This is a genomic window from Paenibacillus sp. EB106-06-01-XG199, from assembly GCF_058791575.1.
This window is the reverse complement of sequence record NZ_JBYTDQ010000003.1, coordinates 792,584-808,249: the sequence shown is the minus strand read 5'-3', so window position 1 is coordinate 808,249 and position 15,666 is coordinate 792,584. Positions and strand designations below refer to the sequence as shown.

The window sequence follows — 15,666 nt, the reverse complement described above, 5'->3', positions numbered from 1 at the left end:
GCTAGTTCAAGAAAGTCTATGTTCACAATACTTTTAGGAGGTTTCATAAATGAGTTCAATGTCGAAAGAAAATAGTATTGTCGCGGACATGTCGCTCGCGCATGAAGGGCATCTCAAAATCGACTGGGTCCGCCAGCATATGCCGGTGCTGAACCGCATCCGCGAGCAGTTCGAAGCTGAGCAGCCTTTCAAAGGGCTGAAGGTGTCGATTACGCTGCATCTGGAAGCAAAGACGGCTTATCTTGCGAAGGTAGTCAAGGCGGGCGGTGCTGAAGTTACAATAACCGGATCAAATCCGCTGTCGACCCAGGACGATGTCTGCGCGGCGCTTGTCGAAGACGGCATTACAGTGTTCGCCAAATATAATCCCTCACCGGAGGAGTTTAAGGCACTGAATATCAAGGCTTTGGAGAGTAAGCCGGATCTGATCATCGATGACGGAGGAGATTTTGCGACCCTGCTGCATTCGGAACGTCCCGACCTGATGGAGAATATCCGCGGCGGTGCTGAGGAAACCACTACAGGGATCATTCGGTTGAAGGCACTGCAGAAGCAGGGCATCCTGAAGTTCCCGATGGTTGCCGTTAATGATGCGTATTGCAAATATTTGTTTGATAACCGTTATGGTACGGGCCAGTCGGCATGGGACGGGATCGTCCGTACAACCAACCTGATTGTAGCAGGCAAAACCGTGGTTGTAGTTGGTTACGGCTGGTGCGGCAAAGGGGTAGCCATGAGGGCTAAAGGCTTGGGCGCTAACGTAATCGTCACTGAAGTGGATGCAATCAAGGCAGTGGAGGCGCATATGGACGGATTCCATGTGATGCCGATGCTGGAAGCGGCCAAACGCGGTGATTTCTTCGTTACGGTTACCGGCAACCGGTATGTCATCCGCGGCGAGCATTATGATGTTATGAAGGACGGCGCAATTATGTGCAATGCCGGACATTTTGATGTGGAAGTGAATAAACCGGAACTTGCGGAACGATCGGTATCCCAGCGTACCGTGCGTAAAAATATCGAGGAATACCAGTTGAAGGACGGACGCAAGCTCTATCTGCTGGCTGAAGGCCGGCTGGTCAATCTGGGGGCGGCCGATGGGCATCCGGCGGAAATAATGGATACGACTTTCGCTTTGCAGGCGTTGTCGCTTAAATATGTGAATGACAATTACAAGAGCATCGGTGTCAAAGTGGAGAATGTTCCTTATGATCTGGATGAGCAGGTGGCACGCTACAAGCTCGAAAGTCTGGGAATTGCTATCGACAGCCTGACTCCAGCGCAGGTGGAATATCTGGACAGCTGGAATTTGAACGACTAAGCGGTATTTTATCCTTATCGATAGGCCCGTTGCCATGTATATGGTGCGGGCTTCTTTTTTTGATCCGGATGGGTGAATGCATAGAGTCAGGTGCCTGTGGAGGGGATGACTTGACAAACAAGAAAAAATTACCTTGCTGCGGAAAAAGGTTTTTGATTTTTAATGGCGAATCTATTATGCTTAGGTGGTGTAAAGTGGGGTAAAGTGGGGAATCGGTAGCAAGGGGTGGGTAAAACTATGTTTATGGGGGAATTCCAGCATAGCATTGACGACAAGGGCCGCATCATTATTCCGGCCAAGTTCCGTGAATTGCTCGGAACCTCTTTCGTAGCGACCCGCGGCCTCGACTCCTGCCTGTTTGTTTATCCCATGGAAGAATGGGGAATCATGGAGCAAAAGCTCAAAAGCCTTTCACTGATGAAATCGGATGCCCGTGCCTTCAGCCGCTTTTTTTTCTCAGGAGCGACAGAATGTGTATGGGACAAGCAAGGCAGGGTGAATCTGCCGGGGAACCTGCGGCAATATGCCAAGCTGGACAAGGACTGTGTTATTCTGGGCGTTTCGAACCGGGTGGAGATCTGGAACAAGGAGCTATGGGAGCAGTACTTCGAACAGTCAGAGGAATCGTTCAACGAGATTGCCGAAAAATTGGTGGATTTCAATTTTGATCTATAACATACACAAACACAATTCGAATACTGCCCTGGAGGGATGCAGCTTGTTTCACCACATCACGGTGCTTAAGGAAGAAGCGACAGAAGGGCTGCACATCAAGAAGGATGGGATTTACGTTGACTGTACGCTCGGAGGAGCCGGACACAGTTCTCTTATCGCATCCAAGCTTAGCGGCGAAGGCCGGCTGATCTGTCTGGATCAGGATGAGTGGGCTTTGAACAATGCGAGGGAGAAGATGGCTGAATACGGGGAGAAGGTTGTTCTGGTTAAGACCAACTTTCGCGATCTTGAGCAGGTGCTGAAGGAGCTTCCTTTTGTGCCGCAAAAAGATGGCGTTCCCCAGGTCGACGGAATCCTGTTTGATCTTGGCGTATCCTCACCCCAGTTCGATGAAGGGGAACGGGGGTTCAGCTATAATCACGATGCTCCGCTTGATATGCGGATGGACCAGTCCGCAGAGCTGACAGCAGCCGAAATCGTCAATACATGGACCGAACAGGAAATCGCTCGCGTGCTTTTCCAATACGGAGAAGAGAAGTTCTCGCGGCGGATCGCCCGCAAAATTGTGGAGCGAAGAGAGGAACGGCCGGTAGAAAGTACAGGCGAATTGGCTGAGCTGATTAAGGAAGGCATCCCTGCAGCTGCGCGCAGGACGGGTGGACATCCCGCCAAACGCAGTTTTCAGGGTCTGAGAATCGCCGTGAACGACGAGCTTGGCGCTTTTGAGGAAGGACTTCATGGCGCGGTACGCTGCCTGGCACCCGGAGGAAGGGTATCTGTAATTACCTTCCATTCTCTGGAGGACCGGATCTGCAAGCAAATCTTCAGCAGCTATTTAAGCAGATGCACTTGCCCGCCTGACTTTCCTTTTTGCGTATGCGGTGCTGAAGGTACTCTCAAGTTAATTAACCGCAAGCCGCTCGTTCCTTCCGGGGAAGAGCTGGAGCTTAACCCGCGCGCCCGTTCAGCGAAACTGCGTATTGCAGAGAAATTGTAAAAAGACGATAAAGGAGAGTCAGAGATGGCCTATACCCGCGGCAATTTAGCAGTCAAGCCCAAGAGAAAAGAAGAGGTAAACCCGCTTTACCGCGAGAAGACAAAAGTTGTCACTAGGCGGATGGTGATTCCACTGCAGGAGAAGCTGATGTATATGCTGACACTGGGAGCATTCGTGCTGGTGGCTGTCGCCCTGATTTGGCGTTACGTCCACATTTATGATTTGAACTTGCAGGCTCAGAAGCTGGACAGCGAAATTGCAAACAACAAAAAGCAGATTGCCACATATCAGATGGAGAAGCAGAATTTAGAGCAGCTGGTAATCGAGAAGGCAAAAAAGCTGGGATACGTGCAGCCGCCTGAGGATACCACTATTTATGTGCCGGTGGGTAGTACTTCAACTGACGGAGATAACCAATAGCGATTGGCAGAAGTCGCAATAATAGAGTTTGTGAGGTTTCCTTATGGTAAAAAGAATAAAACTTCGCACGCTGTTTATAGGAGGGTGTATTACCCTCTTTTTTCTTGTTTTAGTCGCCCGGGTCTTCTGGATACAGGTTCTGCAAAGCGAGTCCTGGCAGGAAAAGGCGGCCAAGCAGTGGGCTCATACTTCGGAAATTAAAGCGGTGCGGGGAACGATCGAAGACCGCAATGGCATTGTTCTGGCTAGTGATGTCCCGGCGTATACCGTTGTGGTGGACCCTGCGGTCATTGCTGAGCTGAAGATCGGGGAAGAAGTGATTCAGGGTCTGCATGACCTGTTGAACAAGCCGGTGGATCAGTTGAAGATACTGGTTGAGGCCAAGGATGATAAAGGCAATTTTCTCAAGAATCGCGAGGTCCGCACCGAAGGCTGGAAAATCGATCAGGAAATGAAGGACAAGGTGGACGCTTTTATCAAAAAGCTCCGCAAGGAGCATGATATTCTCGAAACCGGCGTCGGCACGGTCAGGGAGCAGAGACGTTATTATCCCAAGAAAACACTTGCCGCGCATATTTTGGGTTATACCGACAGAGACGGCATTGCTATAGCGGGTCTGGAGAAATATTTCGATAAGCAGCTTAAAGGCGTCGACGGCAAGCTCTATTACCAGAGTGACGGCAAAGGATTCAAGCTGCCTGACTCACAGGATACTTTTCAGCCTGTCGTGAACGGCAGTGATTTCAAGCTGACCATCGACAGCACAATTCAGTATTACATCGAAGAAGCGATGAAAAAAGCTTATGAGCTGTATAAACCAAAATCCATAAGTGTGATTGCCGCCGACCCGAACACGATGGAGATTCTGGGCATGGCCAATTTGCCTACCTTCAATCCCAATGAATTCTGGAATTCGGAAACGAAACCGGGGGACTTCTATAACCACGCCATCATGTCGAGATTTGAGCCGGGGTCGACGTTCAAGATTGTAACGCTGGCCGGTGCGGTGGAGGAAAACCTCTTTGATCCGGATGCCTATTTTATGTCCGGCCAAATCAAACTCAAGGGTTTGCGCAAGCCTATACCTGATATCAACAGAGTAGGATGGGGTGAAATCACTTACCTTGAAGGGGTTAAACGTTCCAGCAACGTAGCGTTTGTCAAGCTAGGCTATGAAAAGCTTGGGAAGGAAAGGCTGCTGCAATATATCACTGATTTTGGTTTCAAAGATAAAACAGGCATCGACCTTCCGGGAGAAATCATCGGGCTCGTTAACCCCGACCCGAACAATGTGTCGGAAAATGCTACACTTTCTTACGGTCACGGGAAATTGCTCGTTACTCCGATCCAACAGCTTACGGCGGTGGCAGCGATTGCGAACGGCGGCAAGCTGATGGTACCTCATGTCGTCAAGGAAATTACCGATCCGAATACCGGGAAGACAACAGTCACTCAGCCTGAGGTTGTGCGTCAGGTTATCTCGAAGGAAAGCGCACGCGAGACCGGAAGCTATCTGGAGCAGGTTGTTGCGGATTTGCAGCATGGGACCGGGAGACACGCCTACATTGAGGGCTATCGTGTGGCGGGCAAGACCGGAACGGCGATCAAGCCTGACGGCAAAGGTGGTTATGACCGGGACAAGGTGCGCTCTTCCTTTCTAGGATACGCACCGGTCAATGATCCGAAGATCGCGGTCTATGTCATTATTGACGAGCCTGCCGACGCTGCCGGCGGCGGTATCGCGGCGGGCCCGGTGTTCCAGGAGATTGTATCCCAGGCTCTGCCCTATATGGGCGTGCCCAAAATGGGTGACACGAGCGATACAAGCAGCAGCAAGAAAACGGTCAAGGCGCAAGCCTCTGTACAGCGCAAGGCACCTGATCTGACGGGCAAAACCGTGAAGGCAGCCAGAGAGCTGCTTATCAATGGGGGATATGATTTTGAAGCGGTCGGTCAAGGAGCTACTGTGGTCAGCCAGTACCCAGAGAAAGGAACTGTGCTTGCAACAGGACAGCGCATTTACCTGTTAACTCAGCAGGGTGACAAACAGACCATTCCGGATTTGCGCGGGCAATCCCTGCGGGATGCACTGGAAATTCTTAATCTTCTGAAGATCGGCATTGCAGTGGATGGCGAAGGGTATGTCTCCGGGCAAACGGAAGGCATCAAAAATGGCAAGCCGCTGGTTACTCTGAAGCTCAATCCGATCAATGAATACGGTGAGGATATTCCGGTTACGGAGCCGGCGGAGGATGCAGCGGAAGAGTAGCCGGGGATCTCAGGTTATTTAAAGAAGTGAACCAAAGCCGTTCCGGCAGCGGTAAAACCGTGTTAGCCCGATTAGCTTACGAGCGGCAATCGTACAGGCTGTTCTAAGCCCTGTTTGTCCCGAATAGTCATGAGATAAGAGATCATGTCTATACGAGCGAAAGCGGGGAGAACGGAATGAAGGTTTCGAAAGTCGTAACTCGGCAGAGAATGCTGTGGACGCTGCTGGGATTGGCCGTATTATTCGGCTCTCTGGCCGTGCGTCTTGCCTATGTGCAGTTGTCCAAAGGCGAAGAACTCAGCGCCAAGGCGGAAAATTTGCTGCGCCGTGACATACCTTTTACTGCAAAACGCGGTGAAATATTGGACCGTGAAGGGACGTCACTGGCCTATAATGTTAGCTCGCCTACGATTTATGCGGTTCCTGTGCAGGTGAAGGATAAGCAAGGAACAGCACAACAGCTGGCTCCACTACTCGGCATGACTGAGGTGAAGCTAGTGACGCTGCTGTCTAAAGGGAAGTCTTCGGTGAAGTTACAGCCCGGCGGCCGCAAAATTACGATGGAGCTTGCCGCAAGCATCCGTGATTTGCAGCTGCCGGGCATCGTTGTCGCTGAGGACAACAAACGTTATTATCCTTACGGGGATTTGGCGGCCCATATTCTTGGGTTCACGGGAATTGATAATCAGGGCATCACCGGCGTTGAGAATATTTACGATAAACTGCTGCGGGGAATTGACGGGAAAATATCTTATTTGTCTGATGCAGGCGGCCGGTTAATGCCTGGCTCCTCTGAGAAGTATTTCGAACCCCAGGAGGGACTGAGTCTGCAGTTGACCATTGATAAGCAGATCCAGTCCATTATGGAGCGTGAGCTGGATCAGGCAATGGTGAAATATCAGGCTCAGGGCAGCTGGGCTATTGCCATGAATCCGAAAAATGGCGAGATTCTGGCAATGGCGAGCCGGCCGGGTTATGAGCCTGGCGCTTACAAGGAATACGATGCGGCAGTTTATAACCGTAATCTGCCGATATGGATGACGTATGAACCAGGATCGACTTTCAAGATTATTACCCTGGCTGCGGCACTGCAGGAGGGTAAGGTGGATTTGCAGCATGAGCATTTTTTTGACCCCGGTTTTATTGAGGTCGGGGGGGCGAAGCTGCGCTGCTGGAAAAAAGGCGGCCATGGCAGCCAAACCTTTCTCGAAGTGGTGGAGAATTCCTGCAATCCGGGTTTTGTCGTGATGGGCCAGCGTCTTGGCAAAGATACCTTGTTCAAATATATCCGTGATTTCGGCTTTGGCACGAAGACGGGGATCGATTTGAACGGGGAGGCAAGCGGCATCCTGTTCAAGCCTTCGCAGGTGGGGCCGGTGGAACTCGCTACAACAGCTTTTGGCCAGGGGGTATCGGTTACACCGATTCAGCAGATTGCGGCAGTGTCTGCGGCAATAAACGGCGGTAAGCTGTACACGCCTCATGTTGCCAAGGCATGGATTAATCCGGATACCGGTGAGACGGTATCAGAAGTGAAGCCGCAAGAAGTGCGGCAGGTTATTTCAGAGGAAACCTCGAAGAAGGTGCGGGCTGCCCTTGAGAGCGTAGTTGCCAAAGGCACCGGACGGCCGGCATTTATTGACGGCTACCGTGTGGGGGGCAAGACAGGGACGGCACAGAAAGTAATCAATGGCCGATATTCTCCTACGGAGCATATCGTATCTTTTGTAGGCTTTGCGCCTGCGGATGACCCGCAGATTGTTGTGTACACTGCGGTGGATAATCCACAGGGCATACAGTTTGGGGGCGTGGTAGCGGCTCCGATCGTACAGAACATTCTTGAGGATTCCCTGCGTTATTTGAAGGTGCCGGAGCGTAAAGACCAGCTTCCCAAAACCTATAAGTACGGGGAGACTCCGATTGTGACGGTTCCCGATCTGACAGGCGCCACAGTTCAGGATATTTATGAAGATCTCAACATGAATTTTACGCTCGTGCGTTCAGGCTCAGGCAATACCGTAGTCAATCAGGCCCCCAAAGCGGGAGCTAGAGTCGAACAAGGCTCGACGATCAGGATTTATATGGGGTCTTCAGGTGAATCATAAGAACGACAAAGCAGAGTGAGGGATTGCTATGAACATTAATGAATTATCTTCTTGTCTTGCAGCTTCGCGCCTATACGGCGATGGTGAAACAGAGATTTCCGATCTTCAGACGGATTCCCGCCAGGTGAAACCGGGTGATTTATTTATTTGTTTGCCGGGACATACTGTGGATGGGCATAAATTTGCCCCCCAGGCTGCCGCGAGTGGAGCCGCTGCCATCGTCTGCGAGCGGAGGCTGGATATTGATCTGCCCCAGCTCGTAGTGGACGACAGCAGGTTTGCTATGTCCGTGCTGGCAAATGTCTTCTTCGGATCTCCTAGCAGCCGCATGAGAATGATAGGGATCACTGGCACCAACGGTAAAACTACCACCACTTATCTGATTGAACGGATCATGCAGGACCATGGTGTAAAAACGGGACTGATCGGAACCATTCAAATGCGATACGACGGACAAAGTTATCCGATGTCAGGCACCACGCAGGAGTCGCTTGAACTGCAGCGTACGCTTCAAGATATGGTGCTTAAAGGTGTACATTGCTGCGTAATGGAGGTCTCCTCCCATGCGCTGCAGCAAGGACGCGTGAAGGGGACGGATTACCGTACGGCGATATTTACGAATTTAACCCAGGATCATCTCGATTATCATCATACAATGGAAGAGTATCGCGCCGTTAAAGGCCTGTTCTTCTCCCGTCTCGGCAACGCTATTTCTCCCTGGAAAGAAGAGCGCAAATATGCCGTACTTAACGCGGACGATGAGGCGAGCGCCTATTTTTCTGCCCAGACAGCAGCGGAAGTGATTACATACGGCATTGACAGCAAGGCAAATGTCCGGGCCTCACAAATTTCAATCACATCCAAAGGAACATTTTTCCATGTGGATACGTTTAAGGGAGAGGCAGACATTTCTCTGCGCATGGTCGGCAAGTTTAACGTATATAATGCACTTGCTGCTATCACTGCTGCACTTCTCGAAGATGTGCCGCTTCAAGAGATCAAAGCCAGCTTAGAGTCTGTGCCAGGTGTGGATGGACGGGTGGAATCGGTGGATGAGGGGCAGGACTTTGCGGTTATCGTTGACTATGCCCATACACCGGATGGCCTTGAAAATGTGTTGAAGGCAGTCAGCGAATTCGCCACCGGCAAAGTGCTTACCGTCTTTGGCTGCGGCGGCGACAGAGATACCACCAAACGGCCGTTGATGGGGAAGATCGCAGCCAAATACAGCGACAGTGTATTTGTGACCTCCGACAACCCCCGGACCGAAGATCCGCTGCTGATCCTGCGGGATATTGAAGCAGGACTGAAAGAGGATGGGGTAGCACAGGAACGTTATGAAATGGTTCCCGACCGGCGGGAAGCGATCAGAAAAGCTATTGAAATGGCAAGCCCCGGCGATGTAGTATTGATTGCGGGGAAAGGTCATGAGACCTACCAGTTGATCGGCGGAGTGGTTCATGATTTCGATGACCGCATTGTCGCCAAAGAAGTGATAAGGGGCCGAAGCTATTGATTACAAGTACGCTGCGAAATATCGCTGACATGTGCGGGGGAAAAGTGTTTTCCGCTGAAGATATGAATGTAAAGATTGCCGGAGTGGTTACCGATTCCCGCAAAATTACATCTGACTGTCTGTTCGTTCCGCTTGCCGGAGACAACTTTGACGGACATCATTATGGTGCTGCAGCTTTGGCTGCGGGAGCGGCCGCAACGCTATGGCAGAAGGATAAGGGGACTGCGCCTGAAGGCGGCGGGGTTATTCTGGTAGAAGACACGCTGTCTGCACTGCAGAAGCTGGCTGCTGCTTATTTGAGCGAAATTGCTCCGCAGGTTGTTGCGGTTACAGGCAGCAACGGCAAAACGACTACCAAGGATATGATTACAGCCTTGCTTGAAGGACAATTTAAGGTCCATAAAACTCAAGGCAATTTCAATAACCATATCGGACTGCCGCTTACGGTCCTTTCTATGCGCGAGGATGTGGAGATCGCTGTGTTGGAGATGGGGATGAGCTCAAGGGGTGAAATCGCCCTGCTCGCTTCGCTTGCTGCGCCTGATGTGGCCGTCATCACGAATGTAGGTGAATCCCATTTGCTGCAGCTCGGCTCCCGTAAGGAGATTGCCCGGGCCAAGCTGGAGATTGCCGAAGGGCTGAAGCCGGGAGGTCTGCTGATCTATAACGGGGATGAGCCGCTGCTAGCTGAGGTTATGGCTGAAGCCTCCTTCCATGCGCCGGAGGGAATGCATACCTTGCGTTTCGGCATCTCTACGGATAACGATGATTATCCGACCGGGATGATGACGCATAGCGGAGGTATGACCTTTACAAGTTACCTCCATAAGGAGCGCGCCTATACGCTCCCGCTGCCGGGCAGGCATAACGTAGTCAACGCATTGGCCGCGCTTGCGGTTGCACGTCATTTCGGCGTAACTGATGACCACATAGAGGATGGGCTGAAGAGGCTTAAGCTAACCGGCATGCGGATTGAAGTGATGCTGACCTCTTCGGGACTCACCTTGCTGAATGATGCTTATAACGCTAGTCCTACCTCGATGAAAGCAGCGATTGATGTGCTGCAGTCTATGAAATGCACTGGCAGCCGAATCGCCGTGCTGGGGGACATGCTGGAACTTGGGCCGGATGAAGTGCCGTTCCACCAGGAGATCGGGACTTATCTCGATCCTGAGGAAACAGATCTGGTCTTTGCCTATGGACCCCTCTCCGCCCACATTGCTGAGACGGCAAGGGACAAATTCGGAGCAGAACGCGTTTTTTCTTTTACGGACAAAGCGGAGCTGACTTCAGTCTTGATCGGGAAATGCAGTCCCGACGATGTTGTGCTGTTCAAGGCTTCCAGAGGGATGCGCTTGGAAGAAGTACTGCACAGCCTAAACAAACATTTTGAGCAAACTTAACATATTGGAGGGGGTGTACCCATGGATTATCAACTGCTGCTGCTGACGATTGCTGTGTCCTTTATCCTTGCGGTCATTGCCGCTCCGCTGATCATTCCGCTGCTGAGACGGATGAAATTCGGACAGCAGGTTCGTGATGACGGACCGCAAACTCATTTGAAAAAGGCTGGAACGCCTACCATGGGCGGCATCATAATTATGGTGGCCTTCACTTTATCTTTTCTGAAATTTTCCGTGGTGAATTCGGACTTTTATGTCCTTTTGGTAGCAACGCTCGGCTACGGGCTGATTGGTTTCCTTGATGATTATATTAAAATTGCTTTCAAGCGTTCGCTGGGACTTACAGCCCGCCAAAAGCTGGCAGGTCAACTGCTGATCGGGGTAGTGTTATGCGTTCTGCTGATTAACGCCGGCCATAATACAGGCATCAGCATACCGGGAACCTCCATCAGCTTCGATTGGGGCGCATGGTTCTACTATCCATTTATTATCCTCATGATGATGGCGGTCACGAATGCAGTAAACTTTACTGACGGAGTAGACGGCTTGCTGTCGGGTGTCAGCGCGATTGCGCTTGCCGCCTTTGCCGTAGTGGCCATGCAGGCTACCTCGATTGCTGCCGGTGTCTGCGCAGCAGCGATGATCGGGGCGGTGTTAGGTTTTCTGGTATTTAACGCCCATCCGGCAAAAGTATTTATGGGAGACTTCGGTTCCTTCGGAATTGGCGGTGCGATCGGGGCTATTGCGATTGTGACCAAAACCGAGCTGCTGTTTGTTGTGATTGGCGGAGTTTTTGTGGTTGAGATGTTGTCTGTTATTTTGCAGGTAGCCTCCTTTAAAACGCGCGGCAAGCGCATTTTCAGAATGAGCCCGATCCATCATCACTTTGAGCTCGGCGGCTGGTCGGAATGGCGGGTTGTTGTCTCCTTCTGGGCGGTTAGCCTTGTGCTGGCGGCAGTAGGACTATATATCAGCAAGGGGTTGTAAACAATGAAACATCCGGATATGTACCGTGGGGAAGAGGTGGTCGTCCTGGGGCTGGCTAAAAGCGGCGTCCAGGTGGCCAAAGTGCTGCATGAGCGCGGTGCGGTAGTTACGGTCAACGATAAAAAGGAAAGAGATCAAAGTCCCGAAGCTTCCGAACTGGAATCTTTGGGAATTTCTGTTATATGCGGCGGGCATCCGGAAGGACTGATTCATTCAGGTGTCAGCCTGGTGGTCAAAAATCCGGGCATTCCCTACACTGTTCCTCCAGTGCAGCAGGCGCTGCAGCTAGGCATCGAGGTTGTGACCGAGGTGGAGGTGGCTTACCGGCTCTGTGCCGCCCCCATGATTGGTATTACCGGCTCCAACGGCAAGACAACGACTACGACCTGGGTAGGCCGCATGCTGGAGGCCGCAGGGATGAAGCCGATTGTTGCCGGCAACATCGGTACGCCGCTCTCTCAGGCCGCTCTGGAGGCGGATGAGGACAACTGGATGGTTGTCGAACTAAGCAGCTTCCAGCTTAAAGGGACGGAGACCTTCCGTCCCAAGGTGGGTGCTCTGCTGAACGTAGCCGAAACCCATCTGGATTATCATGGCGATATGGACGATTATGTGGCATCCAAAGCGAAGCTGTTTGCTAACCAGGAGCCTTCTGACACGGCTGTGCTGAACTGGGATGATCCGGTTTGCCGGGGCCTGGTTCCTTACATCAAAGGCAGCATATTGCCCTTCTCCATGACGGAGGAGCTGGTTCAGGGCATCTTTGTCCGTCCCTCTTTTGTGCCGGATACCGAAGATGACCACAATCGGGTAATCATTTATCGTGATTATTCGGAGAGCGAGACGGAGATTGCCACGGTGGATTCCATTGGCCTGCCGGGGCGGTTCAATGTTGAGAATGCCTTGGCTGCCTGCGGAATCGCCATCGCTGCCGGAGCAGCTCCGGAGGATCTTGGGGCTGTGCTGGCTTCTTTCCGCGGGGTGGAGCACCGTCTGGAATATGTGGCGGATAAGGCTGGCGCCGCTTACTACAACAATTCCAAAGCAACAAACTCCAAAGCCACCTCCATGGCATTGGCTTCGTTCCGCGAGCCGATTGTATTGATCGCCGGGGGACTCGACCGCGGGTCCGATTATATGGAGCTTCTGCCTGTCCTCAGCGGCAATGTGAAGGGGCTGGTGGTCCTGGGGCAAACAAAGGACAAGCTGGCCAGTGTGGCGCAAATGGCAGGAGTAAAGCACATCATCTCCGTCGATAATGGGGAGAGCGCCGCCGCCGTGCTGCAGCAGGCTGTCCGGGAGGCTTCCGCTCTTGCGGAAGAAGGAGATGTTGTTCTCCTGTCTCCTGCCTGTGCAAGTTGGGATATGTTTACTTCCTATGAGGAGCGCGGGCGTATTTTTAAAGAGGCGGTGCATAACCTTTAAGTAGGGGGGTGGATAAGCCCCTACTACGGATGCAAGAGGTGTGCTCCTGATGAAGAAATCCCGTCATGCGCCCGATATCTGGCTGCTGATTCCGATTCTGGCTCTACTGGCAATCGGCATGGTGATGGTGTACAGCGCCGGGTCCGTTTTGGGCTTCCGCAATTATGGCGATTCGTTTTATTTTGTTAAAAGGCAGCTGCTGTTTGCCGGACTGGGTCTCGGGGCAATGTTTGTTACTGCCAACACGGACTATCTGGTGCTCAAAAAATTTGCGAAGCCTGCTCTGATCATCTGCTTCGTTCTGCTGGTGATGGTGCTCATTCCCGGAATCGGGGTTGTGCGCGGCGGTGCGCGGAGCTGGCTGGGCATCAGCTCCTTCGGAATTCAACCCTCCGAGTTTATGAAGATGGGGATGATTCTTTTTCTGGCAAAATGGCTGGGACAGGATGATTATGATATCTCCGTCTTCACTCGCGGGCTGCTTCCTCCCCTGGCATTGATTGGTTCTGCCTTTGGGCTGATTATGCTGCAGCCGGATCTGGGCACTGGTACAGTAATGTTCGGTGCGGCTCTGATGATGGTGTTCACAGCAGGAGCCCGGATGAAGCATCTGCTGTCACTCGGAGTGGCCGGCATCGCCGGGTTCGCCGGATTGGTTGCTGCCGCACCATACCGCTTGCAGCGCATTACAGCATTCCTGGATCCCTGGTCGGATCCGCTCGGCGCCGGTTACCAGATTATCCAGTCACTGTATGCGATTGGACCAGGCGGCCTTGGCGGTCTTGGACTGGGCATGAGCCGGCAAAAGTACAGTTACGTGCCGGAGCCGCAGACTGATTTTATTTTTTCTATATTGGCCGAAGAGCTCGGATTTATCGGGGGGCTGGCGGTATTGCTGCTGTTTCTGATTCTGATCTGGCGCGGGATGAAGGTGGCGATGAGCCTGCCTGACCGTTTCGGCAGTTATCTGGCCGTAGGCATCGTCTGTATGGTGGCTGTCCAGGTCATCATCAACATCGGTGTTGTCATCGGCATGATGCCGGTAACGGGCATTACGCTCCCGCTGATCAGCTATGGAGGCTCGTCGCTGACCCTGATGCTTACAGCACTCGGTATTTTACTGAATTTATCCCGTTATGCGAGGTGAGAGACATGCGTATCGTATTAAGTGGCGGGGGTACGGGGGGACATATTTATCCCGCCGTCGCCGTCGCCAGACAGCTGGAAGAGGAAGACAAGGGCTCTGCCTTTTTGTATATCGGCGGCAAGCGTGGTCTGGAGAGCAAAATCGTTCCCCAGGAGAAAATTCCATTCAAGGCGATTGATATTACGGGCTTCCGCCGGAAGCTTTCCATGGACAATGTAAAGACAGTCATGCGTTTCCTCAAGGGGGTTAAAGCCTCCAAAGAAATGCTCAGGGAATTTAAACCGGATGTCGTGATCGGTACTGGGGGCTATGTCTGCGGCCCGGTCGTTTATGCGGCCTCCCGTCTTGGAATTCCGACCTTGATTCATGAGCAGAATGCCATTCCCGGGCTTACGAACCGCTTCCTTAGCCGGTATGCTGACACAGTTGCCGTAAGCTTTGAAGGGACTGAATCGGCTTTTCCGGGAGGCAAAAACGTCATTTATACAGGCAATCCCCGGGCAACTACCGTAACGACTGCCAGCGCTCAGAGAGGGTTCGCATCACTGGGCATTCCTGAAGGCAGCACAGTGGTGCTGGTTGTCGGAGGCAGCGGGGGGGCTAAGGCCATCAATCAGGCGATGATTGAGATGGCCCCTTATGTGGGTAAGGGTAATGGTGTTCATTATGTGTATGTTACCGGCGAGTCCTATTTCGAAGAAACCCGGAAAGCCCTGCGTCAAAAGCTGGGAAGCGAGCCAAGCTGGCTGCATATCCTTCCCTATATTCACAATATGCCCGAGGTTCTGGCTTGTCTTTCTCTGATTGTGAACCGGGCAGGCGCATCTTTTCTTGCAGAAATTACGGCACTGGGTATTCCCTCCGTCCTTATCCCGTCACCCAACGTGACGAATAATCATCAGGAAGCAAATGCTAGACAATTGGAACGTGAAGGCGCGGCGGTTGTACTGCTGGAGAAGGATCTGAACGGCCAGACCCTGCTGGCGGCTGTACAGAATATTATTGGCGCAGAAGATGTGCAGAGAAGCATGTCGGAAGCCTCAAGACGTCTCGGCAAAAGAGATTCCGCCTCGCTGGTCGTGGCTGAGCTGCGCAGGCTCGTGGCCAACCGTAAAGCCTAGGTCTTCTGCAGGCTATTGGGTGATGTATAACTGAAGTCGATGTTGTTTCCCGCTTACATGAACAGTCAATTAGGCCGGGAAATGCGCACTTTTTCTCTAGTTAAGAGGTTGTGAGTTTCTTGGTGAACAGCAAGCAATTCTCCGTGCCGGACCAGTCCTTAGTGCGTTACTCTTCTTGTTATCCTCCACTGTCACACACCCGGGGTTATGAACATAGGATAATCCTATAATCGTGACAATCACCCAGGGCACTTCCGGTTTATGAGATGACAAAGCGGGA

Annotated in this window: 12 protein-coding genes; all 12 read left to right on the top strand. The window is 52.1% G+C overall.

Annotated features, from left to right (window positions below; all coding sequences use genetic code 11):
* Positions 1-49 precede the first annotated feature (49 nt).
* The 12 genes from AC3WT9_RS14430 (at position 50) to murG (ending at position 15,386) form a co-directional block, all read left to right on the top strand.
* Positions 50-1,321, top strand: a complete 1,272-nt coding sequence (locus AC3WT9_RS14430; protein ID WP_076109040.1) for an adenosylhomocysteinase — start codon at positions 50-52, stop codon at positions 1,319-1,321.
* 237 nt (positions 1,322-1,558) lie between these two features.
* The gene (gene mraZ / locus AC3WT9_RS14425) at positions 1,559-1,996 is read left to right on the top strand and encodes a division/cell wall cluster transcriptional repressor MraZ (protein ID WP_038595376.1); all 438 of its coding nucleotides are present in this window, start codon (positions 1,559-1,561) and stop codon (positions 1,994-1,996) included.
* 43 nt (positions 1,997-2,039) lie between these two features.
* The gene (rsmH, locus tag AC3WT9_RS14420) at positions 2,040-2,993 is read left to right on the top strand and encodes a 16S rRNA (cytosine(1402)-N(4))-methyltransferase RsmH (RefSeq protein ID WP_341379524.1); all 954 of its coding nucleotides are present in this window, start codon (positions 2,040-2,042) and stop codon (positions 2,991-2,993) included.
* A 24-nt stretch (positions 2,994-3,017) separates the two neighbouring features.
* Entirely contained in the window at positions 3,018-3,413 is a 396-nt protein-coding gene (locus tag AC3WT9_RS14415; RefSeq protein WP_341095451.1) for a hypothetical protein, read from the top strand.
* Positions 3,414-3,456: 43 nt separating this feature from the next.
* Complete coding sequence (locus AC3WT9_RS14410) at positions 3,457-5,682, top strand: penicillin-binding transpeptidase domain-containing protein (protein ID WP_341095449.1); 2,226 nt, start codon at positions 3,457-3,459, stop codon at positions 5,680-5,682.
* Between the two features lie 176 nt (positions 5,683-5,858).
* Positions 5,859-7,787, top strand: coding sequence for a stage V sporulation protein D (locus tag AC3WT9_RS14405; protein WP_341095446.1), 1,929 nt, complete (start codon positions 5,859-5,861; stop codon positions 7,785-7,787).
* A 28-nt stretch (positions 7,788-7,815) separates the two neighbouring features.
* The gene (locus AC3WT9_RS14400; protein WP_038595369.1) at positions 7,816-9,303 is read left to right on the top strand and encodes a UDP-N-acetylmuramoyl-L-alanyl-D-glutamate--2,6-diaminopimelate ligase; all 1,488 of its coding nucleotides are present in this window, start codon (positions 7,816-7,818) and stop codon (positions 9,301-9,303) included.
* Positions 9,300-10,706: a UDP-N-acetylmuramoyl-tripeptide--D-alanyl-D-alanine ligase gene (locus tag AC3WT9_RS14395; RefSeq protein ID WP_341379523.1), complete on the top strand. Its 1,407-nt coding sequence runs from the start codon at positions 9,300-9,302 to the stop codon at positions 10,704-10,706. The genes AC3WT9_RS14400 and AC3WT9_RS14395 overlap by 4 nt, the downstream gene beginning before the upstream one ends.
* A gap of 21 nt (positions 10,707-10,727) precedes the next feature.
* Positions 10,728-11,693: a phospho-N-acetylmuramoyl-pentapeptide-transferase gene (mraY, locus tag AC3WT9_RS14390; RefSeq protein WP_038595366.1), complete on the top strand. Its 966-nt coding sequence runs from the start codon at positions 10,728-10,730 to the stop codon at positions 11,691-11,693.
* Between the two features lie 3 nt (positions 11,694-11,696).
* On the top strand, positions 11,697-13,118 hold the full coding sequence (gene murD, locus AC3WT9_RS14385; RefSeq protein WP_341095439.1) for a UDP-N-acetylmuramoyl-L-alanine--D-glutamate ligase: 1,422 nt from the start codon (positions 11,697-11,699) through the stop codon (positions 13,116-13,118).
* A gap of 49 nt (positions 13,119-13,167) precedes the next feature.
* Positions 13,168-14,265, top strand: a complete 1,098-nt coding sequence (gene spoVE, locus AC3WT9_RS14380; protein WP_038595363.1) for a stage V sporulation protein E — start codon at positions 13,168-13,170, stop codon at positions 14,263-14,265.
* Positions 14,266-14,270: 5 nt separating this feature from the next.
* Positions 14,271-15,386 carry an undecaprenyldiphospho-muramoylpentapeptide beta-N-acetylglucosaminyltransferase gene (murG, locus tag AC3WT9_RS14375; protein ID WP_341379522.1) on the top strand — a complete coding sequence of 372 codons (1,116 nt, stop codon included), beginning with the start codon at positions 14,271-14,273 and terminating at the stop codon, positions 15,384-15,386.
* The last annotated feature ends 280 nt before the right edge of the window (positions 15,387-15,666 follow it).